The organism is Corynebacterium yonathiae (assembly GCF_027570195.1).
Lineage (GTDB): Bacteria > Actinomycetota > Actinomycetes > Mycobacteriales > Mycobacteriaceae > Corynebacterium > Corynebacterium yonathiae.
The window spans coordinates 14,825-38,955 of record NZ_JAKMUZ010000008.1; the positions used below are offsets into that span (position 1 = coordinate 14,825).

Below are 24,131 nucleotides of genomic sequence, written 5' to 3' on the forward strand. Positions count from 1 at the left end.
ATGAGCAGAATTTGGCGCGGCGGGCGGTATGCGGCCGACTAGCGGGCGGCTATGTCTAGCTCGGCGCCGCCATCGGCGACGTCCACGTGAACGGTGTCGCCATCGACGATATCGCCGGCCAGCAGCTTCTTGGCGAGCTTGTCACCGATGGCCTGCTGGATGGTACGGCGCAGCGGACGGGCGCCGTAGGCCGGGTCGTAGCCGCGCTCGGCCAACCAAGACTTAGCGGAATCCGAGACCTGCAGAGTCAGTCGGCGGGCGTCGAGGCGCTCGGACAGGCCGCGCAGCTGGATGTCGACGATGCCGCGCAGAAGCTCCTCAGAAAGAGGCTCGAACATGACCACGTCATCGAGGCGGTTGATGAACTCAGGCTTGAAAGCCTTCTTTACCGCATCCATGGTTTCCTCCCGGGTGCCGCCGGCACCCAGGTTGGAGGTCAAAATAATGACGGTATTGCGGAAGTCGACGGTGCGTCCTTGGCCGTCGGTAAGCCGGCCCTCGTCCAAGACCTGCAGGAGGACATCGAAGACGTCGGGGTGGGCCTTTTCCACCTCGTCGAAAAGCACGAGCGTATAGGGGCGGCGGCGAACGGCCTCGGTCAGCTGGCCGCCAGCCTCGTGGCCGACGTATCCCGGAGGGGCGCCGACCAGGCGGGAGACGGAGTGCTTCTCGCCGTACTCGGACATATCGATGCGAACCATCGCGGATTCATCGTCGAAGAGGAAGTCCGCCAGGGCCTTCGCGAGCTCCGTCTTGCCCACGCCGGTAGGGCCGAGGAAGAGGAAGGAACCGGTCGGGCGGTTCGGATCGGCCACGCCCGCACGGGAGCGGCGTACGGCATCCGATACCGCAGTAACTGCCTCCTTCTGGCCCACCACGCGATTGCCCAGCACGGATTCCATGTTGAGCAGCTTCTCGGTCTCACCCTGCAGCATCTTGCCGGCCGGGATGCCGGTCCAGGCGGATACGACCTCCGCGATGGTGTCTGGGCTTACCTCCTCATCAAGCATCGTATTGCGCTGCTCCGCGGCCTTGACCTCGGCGGCTGCGAGATCCTTCTCCAACGGAGGGATCTTGCCGTAGTTGATCTCAGAGGCGAGTGCGAGGTCACCATCGCGCTCCGCGATTTCGGCCTGGCGGCGCAGATCATCGAGTTCTTCCTTGATGTTTTGGACATCATCGATGGCCTTCTTCTCGTTAGCCCAGCGGGCCTTGAGCTCGCCCAGCTTCTCGCGCTGGTCCGCAAGCTCACCTTGCAGGGTGGCCAGGCGGTCCTGGGAGGCGGCATCAGATTCCTTCTTGAGCGCCAGCTCCTCGATTTCCATGCGGCGGACGATGCGCTCGAGCTCATCGATTTCCTGCGGGGACGAGTCAATCTCCATACGCAGGCGGGAGCCTGCTTCATCGACTAGGTCGATGGCCTTATCCGGTAGGAAGCGGTTAGTGATATAGCGATTGGACAGCTCGGCGGCCGAAACTAACGCGGAGTCCATAATGCGCACGCCGTGGTGCACCTCATAGCGTTCCTTCAAACCGCGCAGGATACCGATGGTGTCTTCCACGGAAGGCTCAGCGGCATAAACCTGCTGGAAGCGGCGCTCCAGGGCGGCGTCCTTTTCGATGTACTTGCGGTACTCGTCCAAGGTGGTGGCGCCTACGAGGCGCAGCTCACCGCGGGCCAGCATGGGTTTAATCATGTTGCCGGCGTCCATGGAGCCGTCGCCAGTAGCACCGGCGCCGACGATGGTGTGCAGCTCGTCGATGAAGGTGATGATCTCGCCCTCGGAGGACTTAATCTCATCGAGCACGGCCTTTAAGCGCTCCTCGAATTCGCCGCGGTACTTAGCGCCAGCGACCATGGAGCCCAAGTCCAGGCTGATGAGAGTCTTGCCCTTGAGGGACTCGGGGACATCGCCAGCCACGATGCGGCGGGCGAGGCCCTCTACAATGGCGGTCTTGCCCACGCCGGGCTCGCCAATGAGCACCGGGTTATTCTTCGTACGGCGGCTCAGCACCTGGACCACGCGGCGAATTTCCTGATCGCGGCCGATGACCGGGTCAATCTTGCCTTCGCGGGCGCGCGCGGTGAGGTCCGTGGCGTACTTTTCCAGAGCCTGGAATTGGTCCTCAGGATTCTCGGAGGTTACCTTGGCAGCGCCGCGCACGGAAGGGAAAGCGCCCTTGATGGCGTCATAAGTAGCACCGCGGCCGGTAAGCAGCTCGGCGGCGTCGGTCTTGGAGCCGGCGATTGCGGCTAGCAGGACCTCGGTGGAGACGAATTCATCGCCCAGTTCACCGGCCAACTCCTGCGACTTGGTCAAGACAGTAAGGCCATCGCGGTTAAATTGCGGGTTGGCCATATTGGCACCCTCGGCCTTGGGATAAGAATCAACCAGCTCGCGGGCTTCCTTGAGCACCGTATCCGGGTCTACGCCAGTGGCCTTAAGCACCGGGGCGGCAATTCCGCCGTCCTGGCTAAGGATGGCCGCCAGCAAGTGAGCTGGGCGGATATCCGGGTTTCCATTAGAAGAGGCGGTTTGCAGGGCGTCTTGCAAGGCCTCTTGTGTTTTAGTGGTGGGGTTAAATGAGTTCATGTGTGCGTTGCTCCTTCTAAGATTTATTCACCCACTGTAGGGCTTCACTTAGCACAACGCACCCAGAGTTGAGTCTATTCCACTCAACCTATGGAAGGTTTTTGTCCGCCAGCTGGAGACCATGCGCCACCGCAAAGAAGGACGAGGTCAATGCCTGGGAGAAGAGACCCCACTTCAAGTCATCCTCGTACTCCCTGAAGTCTCCCAAAGCACACAAATGGGATACGCCGTCAGCGCCCGCCCACATAGCCAAGGTACTCAAGTAAACTAGCTGATCTGTCGGCTGAATTCCCGCCTCCATAATGAATTTCCGCAACAACTTCATCATGATGGCAAAATTTTCCGTCATACCTTCATGCGGGCTGCCGTCACCACTATGCGGAACGATCGACCCATTAGCCAGGCCGATAACCGCACAAAACCGTTCAGTATGACGAAGCGAAAAATTGAAATATACAGAGGCCACGATATGAAGACGGTCCACGATGGCGGTATCCGCCGGCAAAGAACCGATAGCCTTTTCAAACATCTCGGCCATTTCCCGGGTTACCCGCTCTTCGGCATACTCCCGCAGCGCGAAGTCATTGTCTATCACAGAGTTGAGAAAACCCGTAGTGGTATTCAGCTCTTGAGCCACCCGTTTGAAGAAGGAACGACTAACTCCCTCTCGGGCCACCACGTGGAGCGCCGTTTCAATAATTAGATCCTTAGCCTTTTCAAACTCCAAGGACTCAACGCTCTGAGGGGCAACGAGTGGACGATCTTCCCACTGCCCCATTGCCTGCTCTACAATTTCGCGCGCGGAATACATAATCGGCCGACGCTCTGGAATATCTTTGGTGGCAAACCAATCAATAATCGCTTCCAGCACCAGCTGGACAGTCTGCCTCAGGTTGGCAATGCGAATTACCGAATGCTGGAAACGGACCACGCCCTTGGTACTGAGATGGCTCAGGCCATGAATAATTGACCAGATTGCAAGAGCAATGCGGCCAATATCGCCAAGGGCAATATCTTCCCCTACAACGGCGCCTTGTTCTTGAGCCAGTTGCTTCAGCACATTTACTACGAAATCTGCGCCCGAGTTTCCAGTATGCGTACCTTTGGCCATATTGCACACCTGAATATCGTCCAAGGCCGAGTATCTCTCAAAGAGATACCCATAGAGCTCCGGCTGTTCTTGACAGTAGAAGAAGTACCCTTCGGCCACGGCCTTTAAAATCTCTGCGGCTCCTGCTTCTTCTGGAAGGCGTTGCACTGCTTTCCCCATGAAATTGGTTAGGCGCCAGTCCAAAAAGTTGGGCATTTCATAAAGAATTTCTGAGCTGGAGGGGAACTCTTTCTCAACATCCGAGAGTGGGCAATGCAAAAAGTTCGCAATCTCCTCCAAAGTTACCGCTACTTCACCTCGTGTCCCAGCGATACACAAGGCTGCTTCCAAAATTTCCACTCGCGCGGAAGCATCATCCAACCCATACATTTGGTCCCCCATCAAGACAGAGATTCATTCGTCAAAATTATAACTTTTAGGTTAAATTAATACTTTCTAATAACAGTCACTTCAAGTGTCATGAAATTTAAAATGCGGATAGCAGTAATAGGTGAGACAAACCCAAAAACTCTCCAATCTGATAATCGCACTCTTATATAAGTATACACTTAGAATACTTAAAAGATGTTGACTTTTTAATTTTTACGTTCAAAGGAAATAATGTAAGGACTGAAAAAATTTTCAGCCGCCAGAACAACCCAAAAGGTACAGCCTTAGCGACGAAAGGCCCCGCCACAGGTTCTGCGGCGGGACTGAAAAGGCACGTCGGCAAGCGCGGCTAAGCCTGCTGCTAAGCCTGCTTCTGCCCTACATGGCCGATACCATCTTCGAAGATGGTGCCGCGCGGCGGCATAAGGCGCATAGATTTGAAGGCAATGTAGACACCGATGGAAATCGCCAAGGAGATGGCGCCGAAGACTCCGGTAAATCCATACATAACGGCCATCGGCGCGATGATGGTCCACGAGATTTCAAAGGGGCCGAAGCCGATATAGGCCATGCCGTATTCGGATAGCGTGCCGGATTTGAGCTTGGGGTCCACAATCTTGAGAATGGCGATGCCGGTCGCCACGGTGGCGGTGGCCCAACCCCAGCCAAAGATGCCGCGCTCAATCCAGCGCTCGCCAAAGAACTCGGCCGGGAACCACAGCAGGAAGAACACACAGAAGATGATTCCGAGCACAAAGAGCAGGAGAAGCGCCTGCCAGTAGGAGGCAATGGCAGCTGGGACGATGGCAGCTACACCGAAGGCAATGAGGTAGTCGGTGGCCGCACCGGAGATGGAGGAAATGGAGTCTTTATCCAGATAGTCCTCCGCCCCGACGAAGTTCATGAGCGCACGGAAGAGGAGACCTACCACCATGGACATGGCAAAAAGCGGCACGGAGACGTTTTCCCAAATGCTACTCAATCCTTGGTTGATGCCATAGGCGGTCATCACGGTCAAGATGATGAATCCGAAGTGCAGTGCGAGCGGTTCAATGGAGGAAGGGTTGGTGGTAGCGCGGCCAAGGGACGGGCGATCATCGATGTTTTTAATGTAGCCGCGGCGCAGCTCTTCCGGCAGCTCCTTAGGCACGTGGGAAACCTTGCCCTTGCGAATGCCCCAGTTGCCAGCAATCACGCCGCCAATGATTGCCGCCAGCGTGCCCACGGTAGCCGAGGTAAAGCCCAACGAGGACGCGGCATCGGCGCCCACACCTTCGAGCGCGCCCCCCACAGCCGCGGCGGTGCCGAAGCCGCCAGTAAAGCCAACGGGAAGCATCATGCCGAACCAATTCGGGGTATCGAAAAGCGGCGCAAATAGGAAAAGACCCAGCACGATGAACAGCCCCCACTGGCCGGTAAACATCATGGTGGAATAGCCCCACATATTGCGCGCGCCCTTGCCCATGTTTCCGCCGACTTCCATTGAATAGGCCATAGATGCAAAGACCACCGCAATAAGAATGGAGGTGTAATCGCCCAAATTATCGGAGAAGTTGATCCAGCCCAGCACATTAGGGCCAACCAGCAGGCCAATAAGACCGGCGGTAATCGGAGCAGGAAGCAGCAGGTCCTGGAAGATAAACTTCACTTGGTGACGCAGGACGTTACCGATGACCATGAGCAAAGAAATCCAGCCCACATCTAGCATGAGCGTATAAGCGGAAAAATCTTCCATGAGGACCCTTTCTAGCTGTGCAATTATGGCGGCTTGCCCCCGTTAGAGGGCAAGCGGATAGGGAATACAATACCTTCCACCAAGTGAGCCACAACATAGGATCCCATTTTCACCCCCGCTTACTATAAGATCAGTGGCCGCGTGCCGACTAGCTCTGCCCCAATCCGCACGCGGCGCACATTAGAATGGTCAAGCATGTGGGAATTGGGCGAGCATTTTCGAAATCACGCAGAAGAGTACCGCGATGCGGTGCACGAGCATTTCTTTAATGCGGTGCCCGAATCCCGGCAGATTTTTGCCCTGTCCATGCGCGATACTCATACCTCCCTGGTACCTGCGCTGGCGTGGGTGATTGAGCATACGGAGCCTGGAAAGCCTTTGCTTGCCGACGTCTCCGCAAAGCTTACCCAGCTCGCCCTCGACCACCGCCGACATGGGTTTCCCGCAGAGGTATATTCCCGCTTTGCCGACGCCCTCGTGGCGGGCCTGCGGGTATTGGCATTGACGCAGTATCAATACAACTTTTCCTGCGACGTCATTAACCAGATATGCGAGACAATGGCCGAGGCAGCACGGGAGTCCGACGCCGCGGGCGAGGCACCGGCACATTCGGCACAAGTGATGGCTGTGGAACATCCCACGCGCGATACTTCTATTATTCGCGTGGAAGCCGGTTTAGCCGTGCCCTATCAGCCGGGACAACACTTTCCCGTGACCACACAGTACTTGCCCGGTCAATGGCGGATGCTTACTCCTGCGCAACCCAGCGACGGAACCGGGCAAGTAGTCTTCCACGTTACCGCTGCAGGCGCGTCCTCCCGGTCCCTCGCGCACGCACAGCCCGGCGATTGGTGGACGCTGGGCCAGCCCGCCGGCGGCATCAGCCTCCCCAACGCAGGCGCAGGTGAACTGGTCATCATTTCCTACGGCACCGGCTGGGCTACGGCTCGCTGCGCGGCGCTCGCCGCGCTGAGCACTGGTGACCGCAGCCAAGTCCAAGTACCACACATCTTTGCCGTGGCGGGCAGCCCCGGCGCCCACTATGACACCTACTTCCAGCAGAACCTGGAGTCCCTAGGCGTACCGGTGCGCCGGATCGTGCGGGAAGAAAAGGATCCGTGGTTGCTCAACGCCCGCGAATTGGCCCCCGGTTCCGACTATGTGGTTTCCGGGGAACCGACCGATGTAGTAGTCAACGAGGTGGAGTTATCCACAGGCACTCCCCCGCGCTTTCTACTTATCGGACCGGCCGAAGAGGTAGGGGAAGGTAAGGAAGGATTGATTAAAAGGGGCGTCGGCAAGCAGCAGATTGACGTCCTTAGCTGGGGCCGCGATGGGCGCTGGGAGCCGGAAGACTACGCGGCGCTCGCCTAATCCACAGCGGTCAAAACCGGCAGGGCGCGGCGGGTTTTCGCTACCTCATTCGGATCGATTTCGGCATAAAGGATGTCATCCACGTAGCCGGCCTCGGCCACGCGCACGCCGTTCGGATCGACGATGGTGGAATGCCCAATGCCCGTCGGGCCGGAGGGATTGCCGGCCTCTGCGTCACCACCCGGGCGCGACTGTCCGGCCGCGAGGATATAGCTAGTGGAATCCAAGGCGCGCGCGGCCGTAAGAAGGCGCCACTGCTCCAGTTTTCCGGGGCCGTCCGCCCAGCTAGTAGGCACCACAATGAGCTGGGCACCTTGGCCGGCCAGCTCTTTAAACTGCTCTGGGAAGCGGATATCGTAGCAGGTCGCCACTCCCACAATAAGGTCGTCCACATCAAAGGCCACCAGCGATTCACCAGCTAAAACCGTATCCGACTCGCGGTAGTCAAAGGCATCATAGGTGTGAACCTTGTCGTACCCGCCCAACACGCCGGGGCCTGCAATGAGCGCAGTATTGGTCACGCGATTAATGGTCTTTCCATCGCGCTCCACGGTATCGGCTGGGCAAAACATGCCGGCCACGACGGTGACCTCGAGCTCCTCTGCAAGCGCATGGATCGCCGTGGCGAACGGGCCTTCGAGCGTCTGTGCCTGCTCATCAAGACGCCCCGAGCGGAAATTCTGGGACGTGGCCTCCGGCAGCACGATAAGGCGCGCCCCGTTTCCGGCCGCCTCACGGATCTTGGCTAGGGCCAGTTCTTGGTTCTCTTCGATATTTCCGGTGGACGTCAATTGCACTGCTGCTACCTTCATGCCTCCCAAAGTAATGCAGCGGGACAGAGTTATCCACAGGCTGATTTTGTATCCCTAGCGCTTAGCTGACCGGTCTATCAGTCTTAGGAGCATGAGTTATTTAGAAATTCCCACGCACTTACCCGATTATGTCCGTTCCCTTCTCTCCCGCCCTGCGCTGCCGCCACCGACGGCCGCGCTCGATAGCAGCTGCCGAACCGCGGCCGCACTGGAGCGGGCTCGGTCCGCTTGGTCCAGTGCCGTGACCGCAACCGAGGTCGCGACGACCGAGCAATTGCGCTCTGTCGGGAGCTTTCTTGCTACCGCTGCCGAAGCGGATTCTCGACTAGGTCAGTCATTGGGAGCCGCTCGATGACCCTTTCAGCGGCTTTAAGAGATGGCGCCAACCAACTACGCACAGACCGCTCTGAGCTACACCTTCGAACTATAGAAGACCGCCAGGATTGGTCTAACCTATCGCTGGAAGGACCTGCCGGCGACGCTGCCCGTACCAGTCTGGCGGGCTACACCGACTGGCTGACACCGCCGTTGCACCAGATGGAGCAGGTTGCCGCTACCCTTGAACGCCACGCCGACCTGCAGGCCCGCCGTGAGGAACTGGAAGACCGTATCATCTCATTCCTCGGCCAGGTAGACGAGCGCAATGCCGCAGCGGCGAGCGCAGCTGGGCTTTTGTTGCAGCAGGTGCGGGCTCTGGGCGATTCGCTCGACTGGCTCTGCTCCCAAGAAATTGACGCTCTGTGTACGCCTGCTGGTGTTGCTCCTCCAGTGCGGCTTGAAGATTTTTCCGATCTACCTTTGGAGACTATTCACGAGATTAACCTAGCCCAATCTAACGGGCACGTGGCTAAGCTGGCCGCAAAGAACCTTGATATGAAGGTATTAGAAGCAGGCGACGGCCGACTCGTAGCCATGGTGGATCCCGGCGGCTTCCGTACTACGCCGGCATCGCTCACCACATTTGTCGAAGGAGTTCATTCCTCCGATCCCGCTACTTGGCAACGCGCGGTGGACCGCGGCCGCAACCTAGCTAAAGCCAGCGGCGGTCCGGCCGTGGTGTGGTTGGGCTACCAAGCACCGTCTTCCCTGCCCCGAGCGGTTCATGCCGATCCCGCCCGCACCGCCAGCCAAGAGCTCGTCCGGTTTCAGCGCTCGCTTGGTGCACGCTATCCGCAGGCCAAGCGAACCGTGGTGGGATATTCCTATGGCTCTGTTGTCACCGGGCACGCCGCTAAGGAGGACAAGATTGCTGACGATGTCGTGCTCGTCGGCAGCCCTGGCACCGGTGCTGGCCACGCTACAGAGCTCCACGGTCGTATCTGGGCAGCTACAAATGCCAACGACCCCATCGCAATCGCGACGGGGCCTAAAGGTGGCATTCATGGCCCCGATCCCACCACCGATGCCTTTGGTGCCACTCCCCTTCCCGGCGCAGATAACCTTCCTGGTGACCACGGCACCTATTGGGAGGACCCACAGTTCCTGCGGGGGCTAGGCCAGGTAGCACGGGCGCACTAGGCCGCCCACCTTGGGAAGAGCTTTTAGAACAAGCCGGCCGGCTGATCCGAGTAGGAGACCAACATATTCTTGGTCTCCTGATAGTGCCCCAGCATCATTAAGTGGTTCTCACGGCCAAGGCCAGACTCCTTGTAGCCACCAAAGGCGCTGTGTGCTGGGTAGTCGTGGTAGTGGTTTACCCATACACGGCCGGCCTGAATATCGCGGCCGGCGCGGTAGCAAATGTTTTGACTACGCGACCACACCCCAGCACCGAGACCAAAGTTAGTGGCATTAGCGATGGCAATCGCCTCGTCATAGTCCTTAAACGTAGCCACAGAAAGCACTGGACCGAAGATCTCCTCTTGGAAGATGCGCATATCGTTATTCCCCTTAAACACGGTGGGCTCAATGTAGTAGCCCTTTTCCAGGCCTTCCACCTCGTTCACATGCCCACCAATGAGGGTCTCCGCACCCTCCTGCGGACCAATCTCCAGATACTGCTTAATCTTGTCCATCTGTTCCTGGGAAGCCTGCGCGCCCATCATGGTCTCCGTATCAAGTGGGTGGCCAATCTTGATCTTCTTTACGCGCTCAATGGCCAGCTCCAAGAACTTATCCGCAATATCCTCATGGACCAGGGCTCGGGATGGACAGGTGCAGACCTCGCCTTGGTTGAGGGCGAACATGACAAAACCCTCCACGCACTTTTCCAAGTAGGAGTCATCTTCATCCATGATGTCTTTAAAGAAGATAGATGGGGATTTACCGCCCAGTTCCAGGGTTACGGGGATGACCTTGTCTGCGGCGGCTTTGTTGATGATCTTGCCCACCGGAGTAGAGCCAGTGAAGGCAATCTTGGCGATGCGATCCGAGCCGGAAAGTGCCGCGCCAGCCTCCTCACCTAGTCCGTTGACAATATTGAGCACGCCGGCAGGGAGGAGATCACCGATAATATCCATGAGCAGCAGGATGGATGCCGGAGTTTGTTCCGCTGGCTTCATAACGATGCAGTTTCCCGCAGCCAGTGCGGGTGCGATTTTCCAAGCGGCCATAAGCAGCGGGAAATTCCACGGGATGATCTGGCCTACTACGCCGAGCGGCTCATGGTAGTGATAGGCCACGGTGTCCTGGTTGAGCTGGGATAGGCGGCCTTCTTGGGCCCGGATGGCGCCGGCGAAGTAGCGGAAGTGGTCTACCGCGAGCGGAATATCAGCGGCAAGGGTTTCGCGCACGGCCTTTCCGTTCTCCCAGGTTTCAGCGACCGCAATCTTTTCCAGATTTTCCTCGATACGGTCCGCAATACGGTGCAGGAGCAATGCGCGCTCGGCTGGAGTGGTTTTACCGAAGGTTTCGAAGGCTTTCTCCGCGGCGTCGATAGCCAGGTTGATATCGGCTTCCTTGCCGCGGGCCACTTGGCAAAATACCTCGCCGTTGACCGGACTGATGTTGTCCATATATTCACCGTCGACGGGTGCTACCCACTGGCCGCCAATGTAGTTGTCATAGCGTTCGCGAAAGTCAACGATGGAACCTTCGGTTTCCGGGGCTGCATACAAGGTCATGGTGCGTGTCCTTTCCAGGAGAAGACTTAAGATAAAAGTGTTGCGAGACACCACCGGACACTAATGTGCCGTAGGTCACCCGCTTGCTGGATATACTAACCCCAAACTTTGCAATATGCACTGATTGCGGTCACTTCCTTTGCAAGCATTCGCATTGCGACGCCAATGTGCAAGCAGAAGAAAACCCCGCAGCCAGCGGGAAAGCTGGTTGCGGGGTTGGGTTTAACTCGTCTGCAGAGAGCTTTAGTCCTGACCGTGTCCCCGGCTGCGGGCGCGTTTGCGCTCGCGCGCGGTACGCGGGCTCCACATCACCACGGAGGTAGACCGAGGGACATGAACAAGTTCACCGCTGCGCCGCGAGCGACGTCCAGCAGCCTCCTCGCGCAGGGCCCGAACCTCTTCGGCTAGGGCATCGCGCTCGGCCTCAAGACGATCGCGTTCCTCGGTCAACTCGATGATGGACTTGATTCCGGCAAGATTGACGCCATCGTCTTGGGACAGCGCCTGAATCTTGCGCAGCAACTCAATGTCCCGATCGGAGTAGCGGCGGCCACCACCCCGAGTACGAGCCGGGGAGACCAATCCCATGCGGTCATAGGTGCGCAGAGTTTGGGCGTGCATTCCGGATAGTTCCGCGGCAACGGAAATCACATACACCGCAGTGCCGGAATCTTCTGCCTTTCCAGTGCTCATTTCTTAACACACCTCCTGCCTTAAGCATTCTCGGCGCCGGCCCAACCCGCACGTGGGTTGAAACCGGAGTCCTTTTCCGCTTGAGCATAGGTGCGCAGGGCACTGGAGGCGGCAGCATCGAGCTTGGTGGGCACGGTAACCTGCACGCTAACCAACAGATCACCGGAGTTGCCCCCGCGCTTGGCGATGCCCCTCCCGCGCACCCTCAACGTCCGCCCGTCCGGCGTGCCAGCCGGGATCTTCACGCGTACCGGGTTATCCAAGGTAGGAACCGCGATGGTATCGCCCAGGGCCAGCTCCGTGAAGGAAACCGGAACGGTAACGTGCAGGTCATCGCCCTCGCGGGTGAAAACTTTGTCCGGCTTTACAGTCACCGCTACAAAGAGGTCACCGGCGGGAGTGCCGTTAGGGCCTGCTTCGCCCTGACCCGCAAGGCGGACCTTTTGGCCATCGATGACCCCGGCCGGGATGCGCACGGTGATATTGCGGGTGCGATGAACCGTGCCGGTACCGTGGCAGTCCTTACAGGGGTCCGTGATGCGGCGGCCGGTGCCATCGCAATCCTTGCAGGGGGAAGAAAAGCCGAAGGCGCCGCGGTTTTCCGAGGTAAAGCCGGTGCCGCTACAGGTGCCACAGGTAGAGGTCTTGCCGGAGGCGGAACCAGAGCCGTGGCACGTGGTACACGGCGCATTGCCGCTCAGTGCCAGGGGGATGGTGGTTCCCTTGGCGGCCTCGCGGAAGGCAAGGGTTATTTCCGTTTCGACGTCGGCCCCCCGCGACGGTTTAGCTGAGTGGCCAGCACTACCGCCGCGGTTGAAAACGCTACCGAAGATATCCCCAACACCGCCGCCTTGAGCCGCTCCTCCAGCGGATCCTCCGAAGAGGTCCGAGAGGTCGAATTCTTGCGCACCTTGTCCACCCATGCGCGTGGATCGAAACCCGCCGGGAAATCCGGCGCCTCCCATCCGTCCAAAACCGCCACCGTTGCGGAGCATGATCTTGAACTGGTCGTATTCCTGGCGCTCAGAGGCGTCGGAAAGCACGTCGTAGGCTTCCGCAACCTTCTTGAACCTTTCCGCTGCTGCGGGGTCGTCCGGGTGGGTATCGGGGTGGTTTTCACGCGCTAGCTTGCGGTAGGCACGCTTAATCTCGTTCTGATCTGCGGACGAGGAGACCCCCAGATCCGCATAATAATCTTTGTCTGCCCATTCGGGTTTAGCGCTCACTGGGCATCTCCTCCTTTCAAAGAGAATCGATAAAGTTAAGTAAAAGGGCGCCGCGGGAAGGTCAATAGTCAGTTCCCAGGGCGCCCTTTATGTTATTTACTCGGAGTCTTCCGAGCTGCTGGACTCATCGCTGGGGTCCGCGATGATGACCAGGGCATTGCGCACGAGCCTGTCGCCCACACGGTAGCCCTTGCGCAGCACAGTGCCGAGCACCTGCTCATCGCCTGAGGACAAGTCCTGCACGGCCTCGTGGATCTCCGGGTCGAAGGCATCGCCCTCTTCACCGAAGGCAGCGAGTTCGTGCTTCGCCAGAGTGTCCTGGAGCTTATCCGCAAACGCCTTGAGCGGGCCTTCCAAGTCACCGTGTTCATCGGCCAGTTCCAGGTCATCAAGGACAGGCAGGAAATCTGCGATGACCTTGGCCTTGGCGGTCTCGATTACCGCTTGGCGGTCGCGCTCGGTGCGGCGACGGTAGTTGGTGTATTCCGCATTCAGACGCTGCAGGTCTTCCGTGCGTTCTGCCAACTGTGCTTCCACATCGCTAACGCCGGTGCCGGCGGGCTCTTCGCCCGCAGCTTCGGCCTCTACCTCATCGGCGTTGACATCTGCCAGCGCTTCTTCGAGGTCAGCATCGAGGGTGGGATCCAGCTCGGCTTCTTCGGTGGCATCGGCCTGCGCTTCCTGCGCGGCCTGGGCCTCCTCAGCCTGCTCGGCAGCAGCCTCAGCGCGGTCAGCCGAGGTAGCCTCCGGATCCGTGTTTTCCGGGTCGCCTGGGTTGTGCGGCATTCCGCTGTCCTGAGTCATTACTTATTGCCATCCTTATTCTCGTCCTCGTCAACTACCTCAGCGTCGACGACGTTCGGGTCACCCTGAGCAGCGCCAGCATCGGCAGCGCCCTCAGCACCGGCCTCGGCAGCCTGTGCCTCATAAATCTGCTTGCCCATCTCCTGGGATTCGGTGGACAGCTTCTCCACTGCGGACTTGATGGCCTCGAGGTCATCACCCTTCAAAGCTTCATCGACGGCATCAGCAGCCTCGGTGACCTTGGTCTTGACGTCCTCGGATACCTTGTCAGCGTTGTCGTCCAAGAACTTGCGGGTCTGGTAGGAGGTGGACTCTGCGTTATTGCGCAGCTCCTGCTCCTCGCGGCGCTTCTTGTCCTCTTCGGCGTGCTGCTCGGCGTCCTTGACCATGCGGTCAATTTCTTCCTGAGACAGGCCGGAACCATCCTGAATCTTGATGGTGTTTTCCTTACCGGTGCCCTTGTCCTTTGCGGTCACGTGGACGATGCCGTTGGCATCGATATCGAAGGTAACCTCAATCTGTGGAACGCCGCGCGGTGCTGGAGCAATGCCGCCAAGCTCGAAGGAGCCGAGCAGCTTATTGGCGGTAGCCATCTCGCGCTCGCCCTGGAAGACCTGGATCTGCACAGAAGGCTGGTTGTCTTCTGCAGTGGTGAAGGTCTCGGACTTCTTCGTCGGAATGGTGGTATTGCGCTCGATGAGCTTGGTCATCACGCCACCCTTGGTTTCAATGCCCAGGGACAGCGGGGTGACGTCAAGAAGCAGAACGTCCTTGACCTCGCCACGCAGCACGCCCGCCTGCAGGGCAGCGCCAACTGCAACGACCTCGTCCGGGTTAACGCCCTTGTTTGCATCCTTACCGGTCAATTCCTTGACCAAGTCGGATACGGCCGGCATACGGGTGGAACCACCAACCAGAACAACGTGGTCGATATCGCCGACGGAAAGGTCAGCATCCTTGATGACCTGGTTGAACGGAGCCTTGGTGCGGTCCAGCAGATCCTGGGTAATCTTCTGGAACTCGGTACGGGTCAGAGTCTCATCCAAGAATAGGGGGTTCTTGTCGGAGTCAACGGTGATGTACGGCAGGTTGATATTGGCCTGCTGGGAGGAGGACAACTCAATCTTCGCCTTCTCTGCAGCCTCGCGCAGACGCTGCACGGCGCGCTTATCCTTGGTCAGGTCAACACCCTGGGAGGTCTTGAAACGGTCTACCAGCCAGTCAACGATGCGCTGATCCCAGTCATCGCCACCCAGCTCGTTATCGCCGGCGGTTGCCATAACCTCAACCACGCCATCGCCGATTTCCAGCAAGGAGACGTCGAAGGTGCCGCCACCCAGGTCGAATACCAGAATGGTCTGCTCCTGCTCGCCCTTTTCTAGGCCATAAGCCAAAGCGGCTGCGGTTGGCTCGTTGACAATACGGAGCACGTTCAAGCCTGCAATCTGGCCAGCTTCCTTGGTGGCCTGGCGCTGTGCGTCCTCGAAGTATGCAGGAACAGTAATAACGGCGTCAGTAACGTCCTCACCGAGGTAAGCCTCTGCGTCGCGCTTCAGCTTCATCAGCGTGCGAGCAGAGATCTCCTGGGAGGTGTAGTCCTTGTCATCAATGTTGATCTTCCAGTCAGAGCCGATGTGGCGCTTAACGGAGCGAATGGTGCGATCAACGTTGGTTACCGCCTGGTTCTTGGCGGACTGACCAACCAGAATTTCGCCGTTCTTTGCAAAGGCAACGACGGAAGGCGTGGTGCGGGAGCCTTCAGAGTTGGCGATAACGGTGGACTCTCCACCTTCCAGTACGGAAACGACGGAGTTCGTCGTACCAAGGTCAATACCTACTGCGCGTCCCATGATTTCTTCTCCTTTTATCTTGGGGTAATAAATAAAGTTGACTGTCAGTGACTCAACTTCTCGTTGCGTCCGAGCGCTACTGTAGCAGAACTTTCACACCCAGTCACACAACCTTGAGTCCGTGTCACTCAATCCTTACAACAGGCAGCCTATAAAAGTTATTCCCCACGACTCAACTTTTCTTCAAAAGTCCCACTTTTCCCAGGTCACTGCCGCTCTTACCGACGCTCACTTTCCCACCCCTGCACATTCACCCCTCCCTTCGCACGGCCCCATACCCAAACTGCGATCCTTAAATGCTCTTAAGAGGATCCAAAAGTTACCTCAGAAAGGATCCAAAAGAGGATTGGCGGCGCGCGCCCACTGCCGCATACTAGGAATCACAGCAGTTAAGAGCTGCTACCCCAGAGAGAGATTGTAGTTTTACTCCGCCGATCCGAAAGGAATATATATGTTCGATTCCCTCGTAGACCTCAGCTCCGCCATCGACTTCGAGGCACTCGTAAAGGGCATCAAGGGCCTCATCGAGACCTCCTCCGAGTCCAACACCGACTCCGAGAGCCTGTCCTCCGTATTCGAGGGCCTGTCCTCCAAGGATGACGCAGAGGCTGCTGCAGAAGCTAAGTAATTAGCAATCTGCACTCCTTCATGAAGACCAGCTAAACCCCTCACCTTCTTCCTCCGCTCGGAACCCACCACAAGGAACCGCGCACGAAGGTGCGGGGGTTTCGCTGTTTTCAATCACTGTTTCACGTTCGCGGTGCCTACACTGAGAAGGTACTAACCATTGAGCCTGAGCATCCAGGAGGCGTGGACCGCATCGTGTCGAAACCTTCACAGCCACCCAATTATCAACGCATCCGCGCGGCCATGACCCTGCAACGAACGGCCGCGTTAACTGCGGTGATTTGTGTGGCACTGACACTACTCGGCGCATTTCTTACCCCCATAGAGCACCAGTTATCGGCAGCCATCCTTGGACTAGTTTTTACAGTGATAACTACTTTGGGTTATCGCTGGCCGTTGGGTATGTCAGGTGCATTTATTGCCGCTTGGCTAACCGCTACATTTCTCGTTAGAACCCCTTTTATTTGTTCGGTGTTTCTAGCCCCGATTTTCCTAGCCGTAGTTGCTTACCACGGCAAACATAGCCGCACAATTGCAATCGGCCTACCCCTTTGGATTTGCGGACTCATTGATCCTGAAACGCTTGAACTAAGTATTCACCCTGCCCCAGCCTTCACTTGGGGAATGCTAATTAGCGTCGGTGGCGTGATTGGAGCAACTTTCGCCCATTCAGCAAACCGGTATAGATCTGCCATGGTGGAGTGGAACAACGACGTGAAGCGCCGTCAATCCGATCTGGCAGAAACCCTGCACAACTCGGTTGTTTCTACCCTAACGGTAAATACCATGCAGCTCGAAGCTCTGAGCCTCGAATACTCCACACAGCCAGAACTGGCTAAGAAACTCGATGAGCTCAGTGATTCCATGCGCTCTACTATGTCGGAAGTACGCGCACTGACGAAGGTCCTCCGAAATAATATCGATGGGATTAACGACGGCATGAGTTTTGGTTCAACCACAAAACCAACGAGCTTCGCTCAACTAATTTCCGAGGAAGAAGAGCGTCTTTCGCGTCTCAATCGGTCACCCATTGTTGAGGTCACAGGCGAGGAGTTTGCGCCAGAATTTCCCCAAGAAATTCTTGAGCCCATTGCAGCCATCACCACAGAAGCCTGCCTCAATGCAGTGAAGTATTCCCCACCGGGGGCGGAGATTCTGATTTCCGTTCGTCCCCATATGGGCTGGACGGTCATCACCATCACTAACCCCGTAGCTAAACCAACAAGCAAGAACACAGAAATGTCCTCCGGCATTGGCATGTCCTCAATGAACCGAATCGCAGCCACGATTGACGCACGACTGGACACAGATTTGGAATCCGGAAACTGGCAATTGAACCTATTTCTGCCGCCTACCGCCCACAAGCGACGTTAGTTCCACCACGTTGTATAGCAAAGGCTTAATTCATACACTAAGCTTTCGCTTGTTTCTGCCTACTCAAACTTTCAAAAAAGGAGCGCCTTGATGCAGGCCGCACTCGCTAGCTTTCTCGCCCCACTAATGTTGTCCTCTTCTATCTTCGGCACCGGCCCCACCCCTGGTGAACTACCAGAGACCACGGCATACGCATCTCCTGTCGATATTGCATTTGGTTGCCCAGCTCCATGGTGCGTGAAGTAAAAACTTCCCTCTTAGTCGTCGATGACGATCCACTTGTCCTCGAGGCCCTGGGGCGCTACTTCGCCTCGGCCGAGGACATGGAGGTGCGCGCCACCGCAGAAAATGGCAAGGTCGCCCTCGAGCTTCTGAATGAGCAAGACTTCGATGTGATCGTGGCTGATATTCACATGCCCGAGATGGATGGCACTACCCTCTTGCGCGAGGTTAACAAGCTGGAAAATCCGCCGGTCTTTGTCGCGATGACCGCGATGGACAATGATGAAACTCTCAAAGAGGTCATGTCCAATAAAGCTGCGGCCTATATTCTGAAAAGCTCCAAGCCGGTCTACATCTTAGATACCGTGCGTGAGGCTGTACGCGGCGGCACTGTTGTCACCCCGCAATCCCTCACCCGCCTCTTTAAGCAGCTTCCTGATTGGAACACTGAGAGAAGTGATGCCGATGTAGCCGCCGCTACCGCGCAAATTAAGGACAGCCGCCACATCTCGCCTGCTTTAGAGCAGGTTCTAGACCTGGTCTGCCAAGGCAAGTCCAATGAAGAAATTGCCAAGAGCACGCACTACGCACCGGGTACGGTGAAGAAATATGTATCCACCCTGCTCAGTGAATTCCACGCTAAGTCCCGCCTCGAGCTGGCAGTGAAAGCCCTCAAGGCCGGCTACGGTTCTTAAACCCCGATTGTCGGACAATCCGGGGGTAGACTACCCCCGAATGAGTCAATACCCCCCTGAACCCCACATGCTGGGGTTTATTTTTTGTTTTTCTACCCCCCGTATACAGTTTTCCAAAAGAGACTAGCATCACGTTTGGCGCTTCCCTATAATTACGGCAACACAAAAGTTCATAGTATTTCCCAGGCAACAATCGGAGTCTGAACCTGCAGGGTTGCCGCACGTAAGAGCGCCTTGGCGCTCGCGTTTCTTCCTATAGTCCCCATAGCCATGTCATAGAAAGCAGGTGAGTGTTGAACACCAACCTGGCGCGCGTTCGTCGCAGCAGCGATAGGCCTCCCGTCCGCATTCGGCCCGCATAAAGGCCCGCTGAACATCGCACTTCATACCGAATCCCTGCGACCCTCACATTGCGTCGCGCGCACCCGCGTGTTCGCTCCTCACCCGCTTGCACTCTGCAGCACTACAAAGCTCACTGCTCACCCACCAGACGCTATATCGCCCGGCAGTTCCAGACCGGCGCAGATTCATCTACCTTCACGCCCGCGTGAAGGGTGGTGTCTAGGATGTGCCCCGTTTGAAATAGAGGTAGAACCCATATGACTTCTCCTGCTAATACCCGCTTGCCCATCTCTGATGATGTGGAAGCAGTCCTGCCTGCAGCTATCAGCCGCGCCCACAACTGGTTGAAGTCCACTGCGGACGAAGAAGATAAGGCCACCGAACAGCTCGCGGACCTGCTGCGCGATGACGACGGCGTGAAGTTCACCATGGACTTCGTCGACCGCGTCATGCGTCCAGAAGATGACAAGGTTGCCGCACATGCACTGAAGGATATTTCCTCCCACTATGACCCGTCGTTCCTGGGCAGCATCAATGGTGCGCTCGTTGGTGCCGGTGGCTTCTTCGGCCCAATCCTGCCCAACCTGGTCATGCCGGTTGCCCGCCTGTACATGCGTAAGATGGTTGGCCACCTGGTTCTGGATGCCGAGTCTGATGCGCTTAACAAAATCTTGGACAAGGCCGCCGAATCCGGCGAACAGCTCAACCTCAACCTGCTGGGTGAGGCCGTGCTCGGTGAGGAAGAGGCTAAGTCCCGCGCGGAGCGCACCCTCAAGCTCATCCAGAACCCGCGCGTTACCTACGTTTCGGTCAAGGCTTCCTCCATGGTGGCTCAGCTCAATCAATGGGATATCGATGGCTCGGTAGAGCGCCTCAAGGAGCGCCTGCGTCCGCTGTACCAGGCTGCGGCTGACCGCACCGACAAGGTCTTTATCAATATGGACATGGAGGAGTACCACGATCTCCACCTGACCATCCGCCTATTCAAAGAACTGCTCAGCGAGCCGGAATTCCTCACTCTGGATGCCGGCATCGTACTGCAGGCTTACCTACCTGATACCTTCGATGCGCTCAAGGATGTCGCTGAATTTGCCAAGGAACGCGTGGCTAAGGGCGGCGGCAAGGTGAAGGTGCGCATTGTAAAGGGTGCGAACCTATCCATGGAAACCGTGCAGGGCGAGGTCCACGATTGGCCGCTGGCTACCTACACCAACAAGCTCGACGTAGACGCCAACTACTACCGCCTATTGGATTTCATCCTGCGCGAAGAGTACGCCGATAGCGTCCGCATCGGTGTAGCAACCCACAACCTCTACACCGCAGCAATGGCCTATGAGCTGGGCAAGAAGCGCGGCGTGCTGCACATGTTGGATTCCGAGATGCTACAGGGCATGTCCCCAGCGCAGCAGGCCGCAGTGCGCGAGGTCTTTGAGGGCCGCCAGATCCTCTATACCCCGGTTGTCCACGCAGAAGACTTCGACGTCGCCGTGTCTTACCTGGTGCGCCGCTTGGAGGAGAACTCCGCGCCGCAGAACTTCCTCTACGCGCTCTTCGCCCCGGGTGAGGAGCCGCTTGCGGACCAGGAGGAGACGTTCCGTCGGGCCGTCGCCAAGCGCTGGGACACCTTCGCTGGCGCTCGTCGCACCCAGAACCGCCTCGAGGAGGATGGCCGCCAGGCACCGCGCACCGGCCGCTTTACCAACGAGGCCGATACTGACCCGGCTCTCGCCCCGAACCGTCAGTGGGCCCAGGAAGCGCTCAAGCGCAACCCAGGCGAGCACGGCATCGCGGAGGTCACCGACCCAGCCGCTGTAGAAGGCCACATCGCCCGCGCCAAAGAGCTCGGCACCGAGTGGGGCAAGCGACCTGCCGCCGAACGCGCCGCGGCCCTCGAGGCAGTCGCGGACGAGATTGCTTCCCAACGCGGTAAGTTCATCTCCGTGGCTGCATATGAGGCCAATAAGACCGTTACCCAGACCGACCCTGAGGTCTCGGAAGCGATTGACTTCTGTACCTACTACGGCCAATCCGCGCGCCTGCTGGAGGAGTCTTACTCTCAGTTCACCCCGCACACCGTCACCGTGGTAACTCCGCCATGGAACTTCCCCATCGCCATTCCCACCGGCGGCATTGCGGCATCCTTGGCGGCCGGCTCGGCGGTTATTGTCAAGCCAGCCCCGCAGGTAGTTCACTGCGGCAAGCTCGTAGTAGAGGCCTTCCGCACCGCCCTTGCGGCGCAGGGCCTGGACCCGGATCTGGTGCAGCTGGTGCTTACTGATGAAGCCGAGGCCGGCAAGGCGCTGCTCTCCCACGATGACGTGGACAATGTCATCCTCACCGGCGCCTCCGATACCGGCGCGCTCTTCCGTTCCTGGAAGCCGAAGATGAATATCATGGCAGAAACTTCCGGCAAGAACGCGCTCATCATCACCCCAGCGGCGGACCCAGACTTGGCCATCGATGACCTCTACAACTCCGCCTTCGGCCACTCCGGCCAGAAGTGCTCGGCGGCCTCCCTGGTCATTTTCGTCGACGCGGCGGGTAAGTCAGAGCGCCTGCGCACCCAGCTGCTGGATGCCGTTAAGACCCTCAAGCCGGGCCCGGGCTTCGATATCACCACCACCATGAACGGCCTGGCGGAAGAGCCGAGCGAGAAGCTCCTGCGCGGTTTGACCCAGCTCGAGCCGGGTGAGAAGTGGCTGCTCAAGCCGGAAAAGCTCAACCAGGAAGGCACCCTGTGGTCCCCGGGCATTCGCGATAACGTAAAGCCAGGCTCCTGGTACCACAAGAATGAGTGCTTCGGTCCCATCCTTGGCATCATGTACGCCGATACCTTGGAAGAAGCCATCGCCTGGCAAAATGACACCGGCTACGGCCTGACCGGTGGCATCCACTCGCTTGACGACGCCGAGATTGAGTACTGGATCGACAACGTTGAGGTGGGCAATGCCTACGTCAACCGCGGCATTACCGGCGCGATTGTGCAGCGCCAGTCCTTCGGCGGTTGGAAGAAGTCCGTTATGGGTCCGGGTGCTAAGGCCGGCGGCCCGAACTACGTGGCGCAGATGGGGGAATGGACCGATGGCGAGCTCAAGCCACGCAATGTGGACATTGCCCCAGCTAGCCTCGCCGCGTTGCACCGCCTGCGCGATAACCTCTCCGGCAAGCTCTCCGAGGAAGACATCACTTGGCTATGGCGCGCCGCTGAGCTGGACCAGGTGGCTTGGCAGGAGGAGTTTGGTCGCAACCACGACCGCACAGGTTTAGTCTCTGAGGCCAATATCTTCCGCTACCGCCCGCTGCTGACCAAGCTGCGTGTGCGTGTGGGAGAAGACTATGAGCTGCGCGAAGTTGCTCGTCAGGTGCTGGCTGCCGCAATTACCGGTACCGCGACGGAGATTTCCGCCACGCCGGAGGTTGCCGCCCAGCTGCAGGACCTCGGTTTCGATGTTAAGGCCATCACCGACGAGGCTTTTGCCACCGACGTGGCCAATGACCCCTCCTCCCGCGTGCGCGCCCTGGGCACCGTGCCGGATTCCATCTACGAGGCCGCGGTGCGTTCCAACTCCGTGGTTCTAGACCAGCCCGTGCTTGCCGACGGCCGCCGCGAGCTCCTTCCTTACCTCCTTGAGCAGGCAGTCTCCGTGACCATGCACCGCTTCGGCATTATCCGCAACGTGGGTAACCTGCGCGACGAATAGGTCCCCGCCGCATTGCAGTTCCCCATTAAAGGAACTGCGCGGAGGTAGCGCCCCGCCCGTGGGCCGCTACCTCCTTTTTCATATATGCGCTGCGGATTTTGTGTGGCATAGTAGTAAGCAATGTCTACGTCACATAATTCCTCTTCCCGCGACGAGGCCCAGCGCCCGTCTGCGCAGGAAAAAGGCACCGCAACACAGATCCAGAAGCCAGGCGAGGAAGATTCGCATACCCTCGTCGCTTATGATGACGCACACCTCGGCGCCGAGGCCGCGAGCGAGTACCCAGCCGAACGCGACGATAAATCTGCCATCCTGGCCAAGGACTTCCGCACCATGGCCAAGGTCTCAGTCGTCTTTATCCTCATCGTCGCCGGCCTAGCGCTAGCCGGCTACCTGCTCAAGTTCATTTGGGTAGGCCTGCTGCCGGTTTTGCTCGCCGTCCTCGTTTCCACGGTGCTCTACCCAGTCAGTGCCTGGCTGCAGGGAAAGGGATTTCCCCGCTCGCTCGCGGCGGTGAGCACTCTGCTCGGCCTCATCATCATCTTCTGCGGCGTCTTTGCTGCCATGGCCCCGGTAGTCACCAGCCAAAGCCAGACGCTCATTGACCAAGCCGAAGACGGCATTAACCAGCTGACGGAGATGGTGGAAAAGTCCCCCCTCGATATCCAGAGTGACCAGCTGCAATCCGTGCTCCAAGACGCGGTCAAGTTTGCCAAGGGCCAAGCATCCACCATCGCCACCGGCGTTATTTCCGGCTTTTCCATGGCCAGCTCCATCGTTGTGGCCGCACTGATCATGCTCTTTGTCACCTTCTTTATTATCAAGGACGGCGACAAATTCCTGCCTTGGTTGCGCAAGTACACCGGCAATTCCACCGGCTGGCACGTCACGGAACTCGGCTCCCGCATCTGGAAGACTTTGTCTGGCTTTATCCAGGCGCAGGCCGCGGTGGCCATGGTGGACGCAGTTCTCATCGGCCTTGGCCTGTGGGCGCTACAAGTTCCGCTAGCGCTCGTCATCGCTGTGGTGACGTTCTTCGCTAGCTTCATCCCCATCATCGGCGCCGTAACCGCCGGTGCCCTCGCCATCATCATTGCGCTGGTATCCAACGGCCTGACCAACGCACTTCTTGCTTTGGCCCTTATCATCATCGTCCAGCAGGTTGAGGGAAATCTCCTACAACCACTGCTCCAATCCAAGGCCATGGGACTGCACGCGGCCGTTGTCCTACTCTCCGTCACCGTCGGCTCTACCCTGGCCGGCATCGTCGGCGCCTTCCTCGCCGTCCCCGTGGCCGCAACCATCGCCGTTGTCGTGCGCTACCACGCCGAAATGGCTGCACTGCGCTCCGGGGAAGTCGACCCTTCAGATATAGACATCATCACCGGCTCCAAGGATGATCCTGAAGACTTCAGCGACGTCACCTACGAACATGACGAGACCCCACGCGACAAGGTAGAACAGCTCTACCAGTCAATGAGCCCGTTGAACTAAGACTCAGCCACAAGCGCGCCAGCCCTTCGCCGGCGCGCTTTAGTTT

Annotated in this window: 16 protein-coding genes; 7 read left to right on the plus strand and 9 right to left on the minus strand. The window is 58.2% G+C overall.

Annotated elements, in window-relative coordinates:
- Positions 1–38: 38 nt before the first annotated feature.
- From clpB to L8V22_RS05270, 3 genes are all read right to left on the minus strand, one after another.
- The gene (clpB, locus tag L8V22_RS05260) at positions 39–2,594 is read right to left on the minus strand and encodes an ATP-dependent chaperone ClpB (protein WP_238801383.1); all 2,556 of its coding nucleotides are present in this window, start codon (positions 2,592–2,594) and stop codon (positions 39–41) included.
- 88 nt (positions 2,595–2,682) lie between these two features.
- Positions 2,683–4,074: a TetR/AcrR family transcriptional regulator gene (locus L8V22_RS05265; RefSeq protein ID WP_238801382.1), complete on the minus strand. Its 1,392-nt coding sequence runs from the start codon at positions 4,072–4,074 to the stop codon at positions 2,683–2,685.
- A gap of 361 nt (positions 4,075–4,435) precedes the next feature.
- Positions 4,436–5,809, minus strand: coding sequence for a sodium/glutamate symporter (locus tag L8V22_RS05270; RefSeq protein ID WP_238801380.1), 1,374 nt, complete (start codon positions 5,807–5,809; stop codon positions 4,436–4,438).
- A gap of 195 nt (positions 5,810–6,004) precedes the next feature.
- Between L8V22_RS05270 and L8V22_RS05275 the strand changes: the two genes are divergently transcribed.
- Positions 6,005–7,183: an FAD-binding oxidoreductase gene (locus tag L8V22_RS05275; protein WP_238801378.1), complete on the plus strand. Its 1,179-nt coding sequence runs from the start codon at positions 6,005–6,007 to the stop codon at positions 7,181–7,183.
- On the opposite strand, the gene L8V22_RS05280 is transcribed toward L8V22_RS05275, so the two are convergent.
- A complete protein-coding gene (locus L8V22_RS05280) occupies positions 7,180–7,995 on the minus strand; it encodes a carbon-nitrogen hydrolase family protein (protein WP_238801376.1) in 816 nt (271 codons plus the stop codon). The two genes, L8V22_RS05275 and L8V22_RS05280, sit on opposite strands and share 4 nt — an antisense overlap.
- A 351-nt stretch (positions 7,996–8,346) precedes the next feature.
- Between L8V22_RS05280 and L8V22_RS05285 the strand changes: the two genes are divergently transcribed.
- On the plus strand, positions 8,347–9,513 hold the full coding sequence (locus L8V22_RS05285) for an alpha/beta hydrolase (RefSeq protein ID WP_238801374.1): 1,167 nt from the start codon (positions 8,347–8,349) through the stop codon (positions 9,511–9,513).
- Positions 9,514–9,536: 23 nt separating this feature from the next.
- Here L8V22_RS05285 and exaC read toward each other — a convergent pair whose 3' ends face one another.
- The 5 genes from exaC to dnaK all read right to left on the minus strand — a co-directional run bounded on the left by exaC (position 9,537) and on the right by dnaK (position 15,630).
- A complete protein-coding gene (gene exaC / locus L8V22_RS05290) occupies positions 9,537–11,057 on the minus strand; it encodes an acetaldehyde dehydrogenase ExaC (RefSeq protein WP_238801373.1) in 1,521 nt (506 codons plus the stop codon).
- A 243-nt stretch (positions 11,058–11,300) separates the two neighbouring features.
- Positions 11,301–11,750 carry a heat shock protein transcriptional repressor HspR gene (locus tag L8V22_RS05295; RefSeq protein ID WP_238801371.1) on the minus strand — a complete coding sequence of 150 codons (450 nt, stop codon included), beginning with the start codon at positions 11,748–11,750 and terminating at the stop codon, positions 11,301–11,303.
- 20 nt (positions 11,751–11,770) lie between these two features.
- Positions 11,771–12,976, minus strand: a complete 1,206-nt coding sequence (gene dnaJ, locus L8V22_RS05300; RefSeq protein ID WP_238801370.1) for a molecular chaperone DnaJ — start codon at positions 12,974–12,976, stop codon at positions 11,771–11,773.
- Positions 12,977–13,072: 96 nt separating this feature from the next.
- Positions 13,073–13,780 (minus strand): nucleotide exchange factor GrpE, encoded by a 708-nt coding sequence (gene grpE / locus L8V22_RS05305; protein ID WP_238801368.1) that lies wholly within the window; start codon positions 13,778–13,780, stop codon positions 13,073–13,075.
- A complete protein-coding gene (gene dnaK / locus L8V22_RS05310) occupies positions 13,780–15,630 on the minus strand; it encodes a molecular chaperone DnaK (RefSeq protein WP_023020007.1) in 1,851 nt (616 codons plus the stop codon). Before dnaK ends, grpE begins: the two co-directional genes overlap by 1 nt.
- A gap of 451 nt (positions 15,631–16,081) precedes the next feature.
- On the opposite strand from dnaK, the gene L8V22_RS05315 reads away from it, so the two are divergent.
- The 5 genes from L8V22_RS05315 (at position 16,082) to L8V22_RS05335 (ending at position 24,085) form a co-directional block, all read left to right on the plus strand.
- The gene (locus tag L8V22_RS05315) at positions 16,082–16,258 is read left to right on the plus strand and encodes a hypothetical protein (RefSeq protein ID WP_238801366.1); all 177 of its coding nucleotides are present in this window, start codon (positions 16,082–16,084) and stop codon (positions 16,256–16,258) included.
- Between the two features lie 182 nt (positions 16,259–16,440).
- Positions 16,441–17,631, plus strand: a complete 1,191-nt coding sequence (locus L8V22_RS05320) for a sensor histidine kinase (protein WP_238801365.1) — start codon at positions 16,441–16,443, stop codon at positions 17,629–17,631.
- A gap of 230 nt (positions 17,632–17,861) precedes the next feature.
- Positions 17,862–18,548 carry a response regulator transcription factor gene (locus tag L8V22_RS05325; RefSeq protein WP_238801363.1) on the plus strand — a complete coding sequence of 229 codons (687 nt, stop codon included), beginning with the start codon at positions 17,862–17,864 and terminating at the stop codon, positions 18,546–18,548.
- A 599-nt stretch (positions 18,549–19,147) separates the two neighbouring features.
- Positions 19,148–22,591 carry a bifunctional proline dehydrogenase/L-glutamate gamma-semialdehyde dehydrogenase gene (locus tag L8V22_RS05330; RefSeq protein WP_238801361.1) on the plus strand — a complete coding sequence of 1,148 codons (3,444 nt, stop codon included), beginning with the start codon at positions 19,148–19,150 and terminating at the stop codon, positions 22,589–22,591.
- Between the two features lie 120 nt (positions 22,592–22,711).
- Complete coding sequence (locus L8V22_RS05335) at positions 22,712–24,085, plus strand: AI-2E family transporter (RefSeq protein ID WP_238801360.1); 1,374 nt, start codon at positions 22,712–22,714, stop codon at positions 24,083–24,085.
- Positions 24,086–24,131: the final 46 nt, after the last annotated feature.

Bases quoted from the DNA above. Each gene is read 5' to 3' on its own strand.
- exaC (WP_238801373.1), bottom strand. From the start codon at position 11,057: ATGACCTTGTATGCAGCCCCGGAAACCGAAGGTTCCATCGTTGACTTT.
- L8V22_RS05325 (WP_238801363.1), top strand. From the start codon at position 17,862: ATGGTGCGTGAAGTAAAAACTTCCCTCTTAGTCGTCGATGACGATCCA.
- clpB (WP_238801383.1), bottom strand. From the start codon at position 2,594: ATGAACTCATTTAACCCCACCACTAAAACACAAGAGGCCTTGCAAGAC.
- L8V22_RS05280 (WP_238801376.1), bottom strand. From the start codon at position 7,995: ATGAAGGTAGCAGCAGTGCAATTGACGTCCACCGGAAATATCGAAGAG.
- L8V22_RS05270 (WP_238801380.1), bottom strand. From the start codon at position 5,809: ATGGAAGATTTTTCCGCTTATACGCTCATGCTAGATGTGGGCTGGATT.
- L8V22_RS05265 (WP_238801382.1), bottom strand. From the start codon at position 4,074: ATGTATGGGTTGGATGATGCTTCCGCGCGAGTGGAAATTTTGGAAGCA.
- L8V22_RS05295 (WP_238801371.1), bottom strand. From the start codon at position 11,750: ATGAGCACTGGAAAGGCAGAAGATTCCGGCACTGCGGTGTATGTGATT.
- L8V22_RS05275 (WP_238801378.1), top strand. From the start codon at position 6,005: ATGTGGGAATTGGGCGAGCATTTTCGAAATCACGCAGAAGAGTACCGC.
- dnaK (WP_023020007.1), bottom strand. From the start codon at position 15,630: ATGGGACGCGCAGTAGGTATTGACCTTGGTACGACGAACTCCGTCGTT.
- L8V22_RS05315 (WP_238801366.1), top strand. From the start codon at position 16,082: ATGTTCGATTCCCTCGTAGACCTCAGCTCCGCCATCGACTTCGAGGCA.
- grpE (WP_238801368.1), bottom strand. From the start codon at position 13,780: ATGACTCAGGACAGCGGAATGCCGCACAACCCAGGCGACCCGGAAAAC.
- L8V22_RS05335 (WP_238801360.1), top strand. From the start codon at position 22,712: ATGTCTACGTCACATAATTCCTCTTCCCGCGACGAGGCCCAGCGCCCG.
- L8V22_RS05285 (WP_238801374.1), top strand. From the start codon at position 8,347: ATGACCCTTTCAGCGGCTTTAAGAGATGGCGCCAACCAACTACGCACA.
- L8V22_RS05330 (WP_238801361.1), top strand. From the start codon at position 19,148: ATGACTTCTCCTGCTAATACCCGCTTGCCCATCTCTGATGATGTGGAA.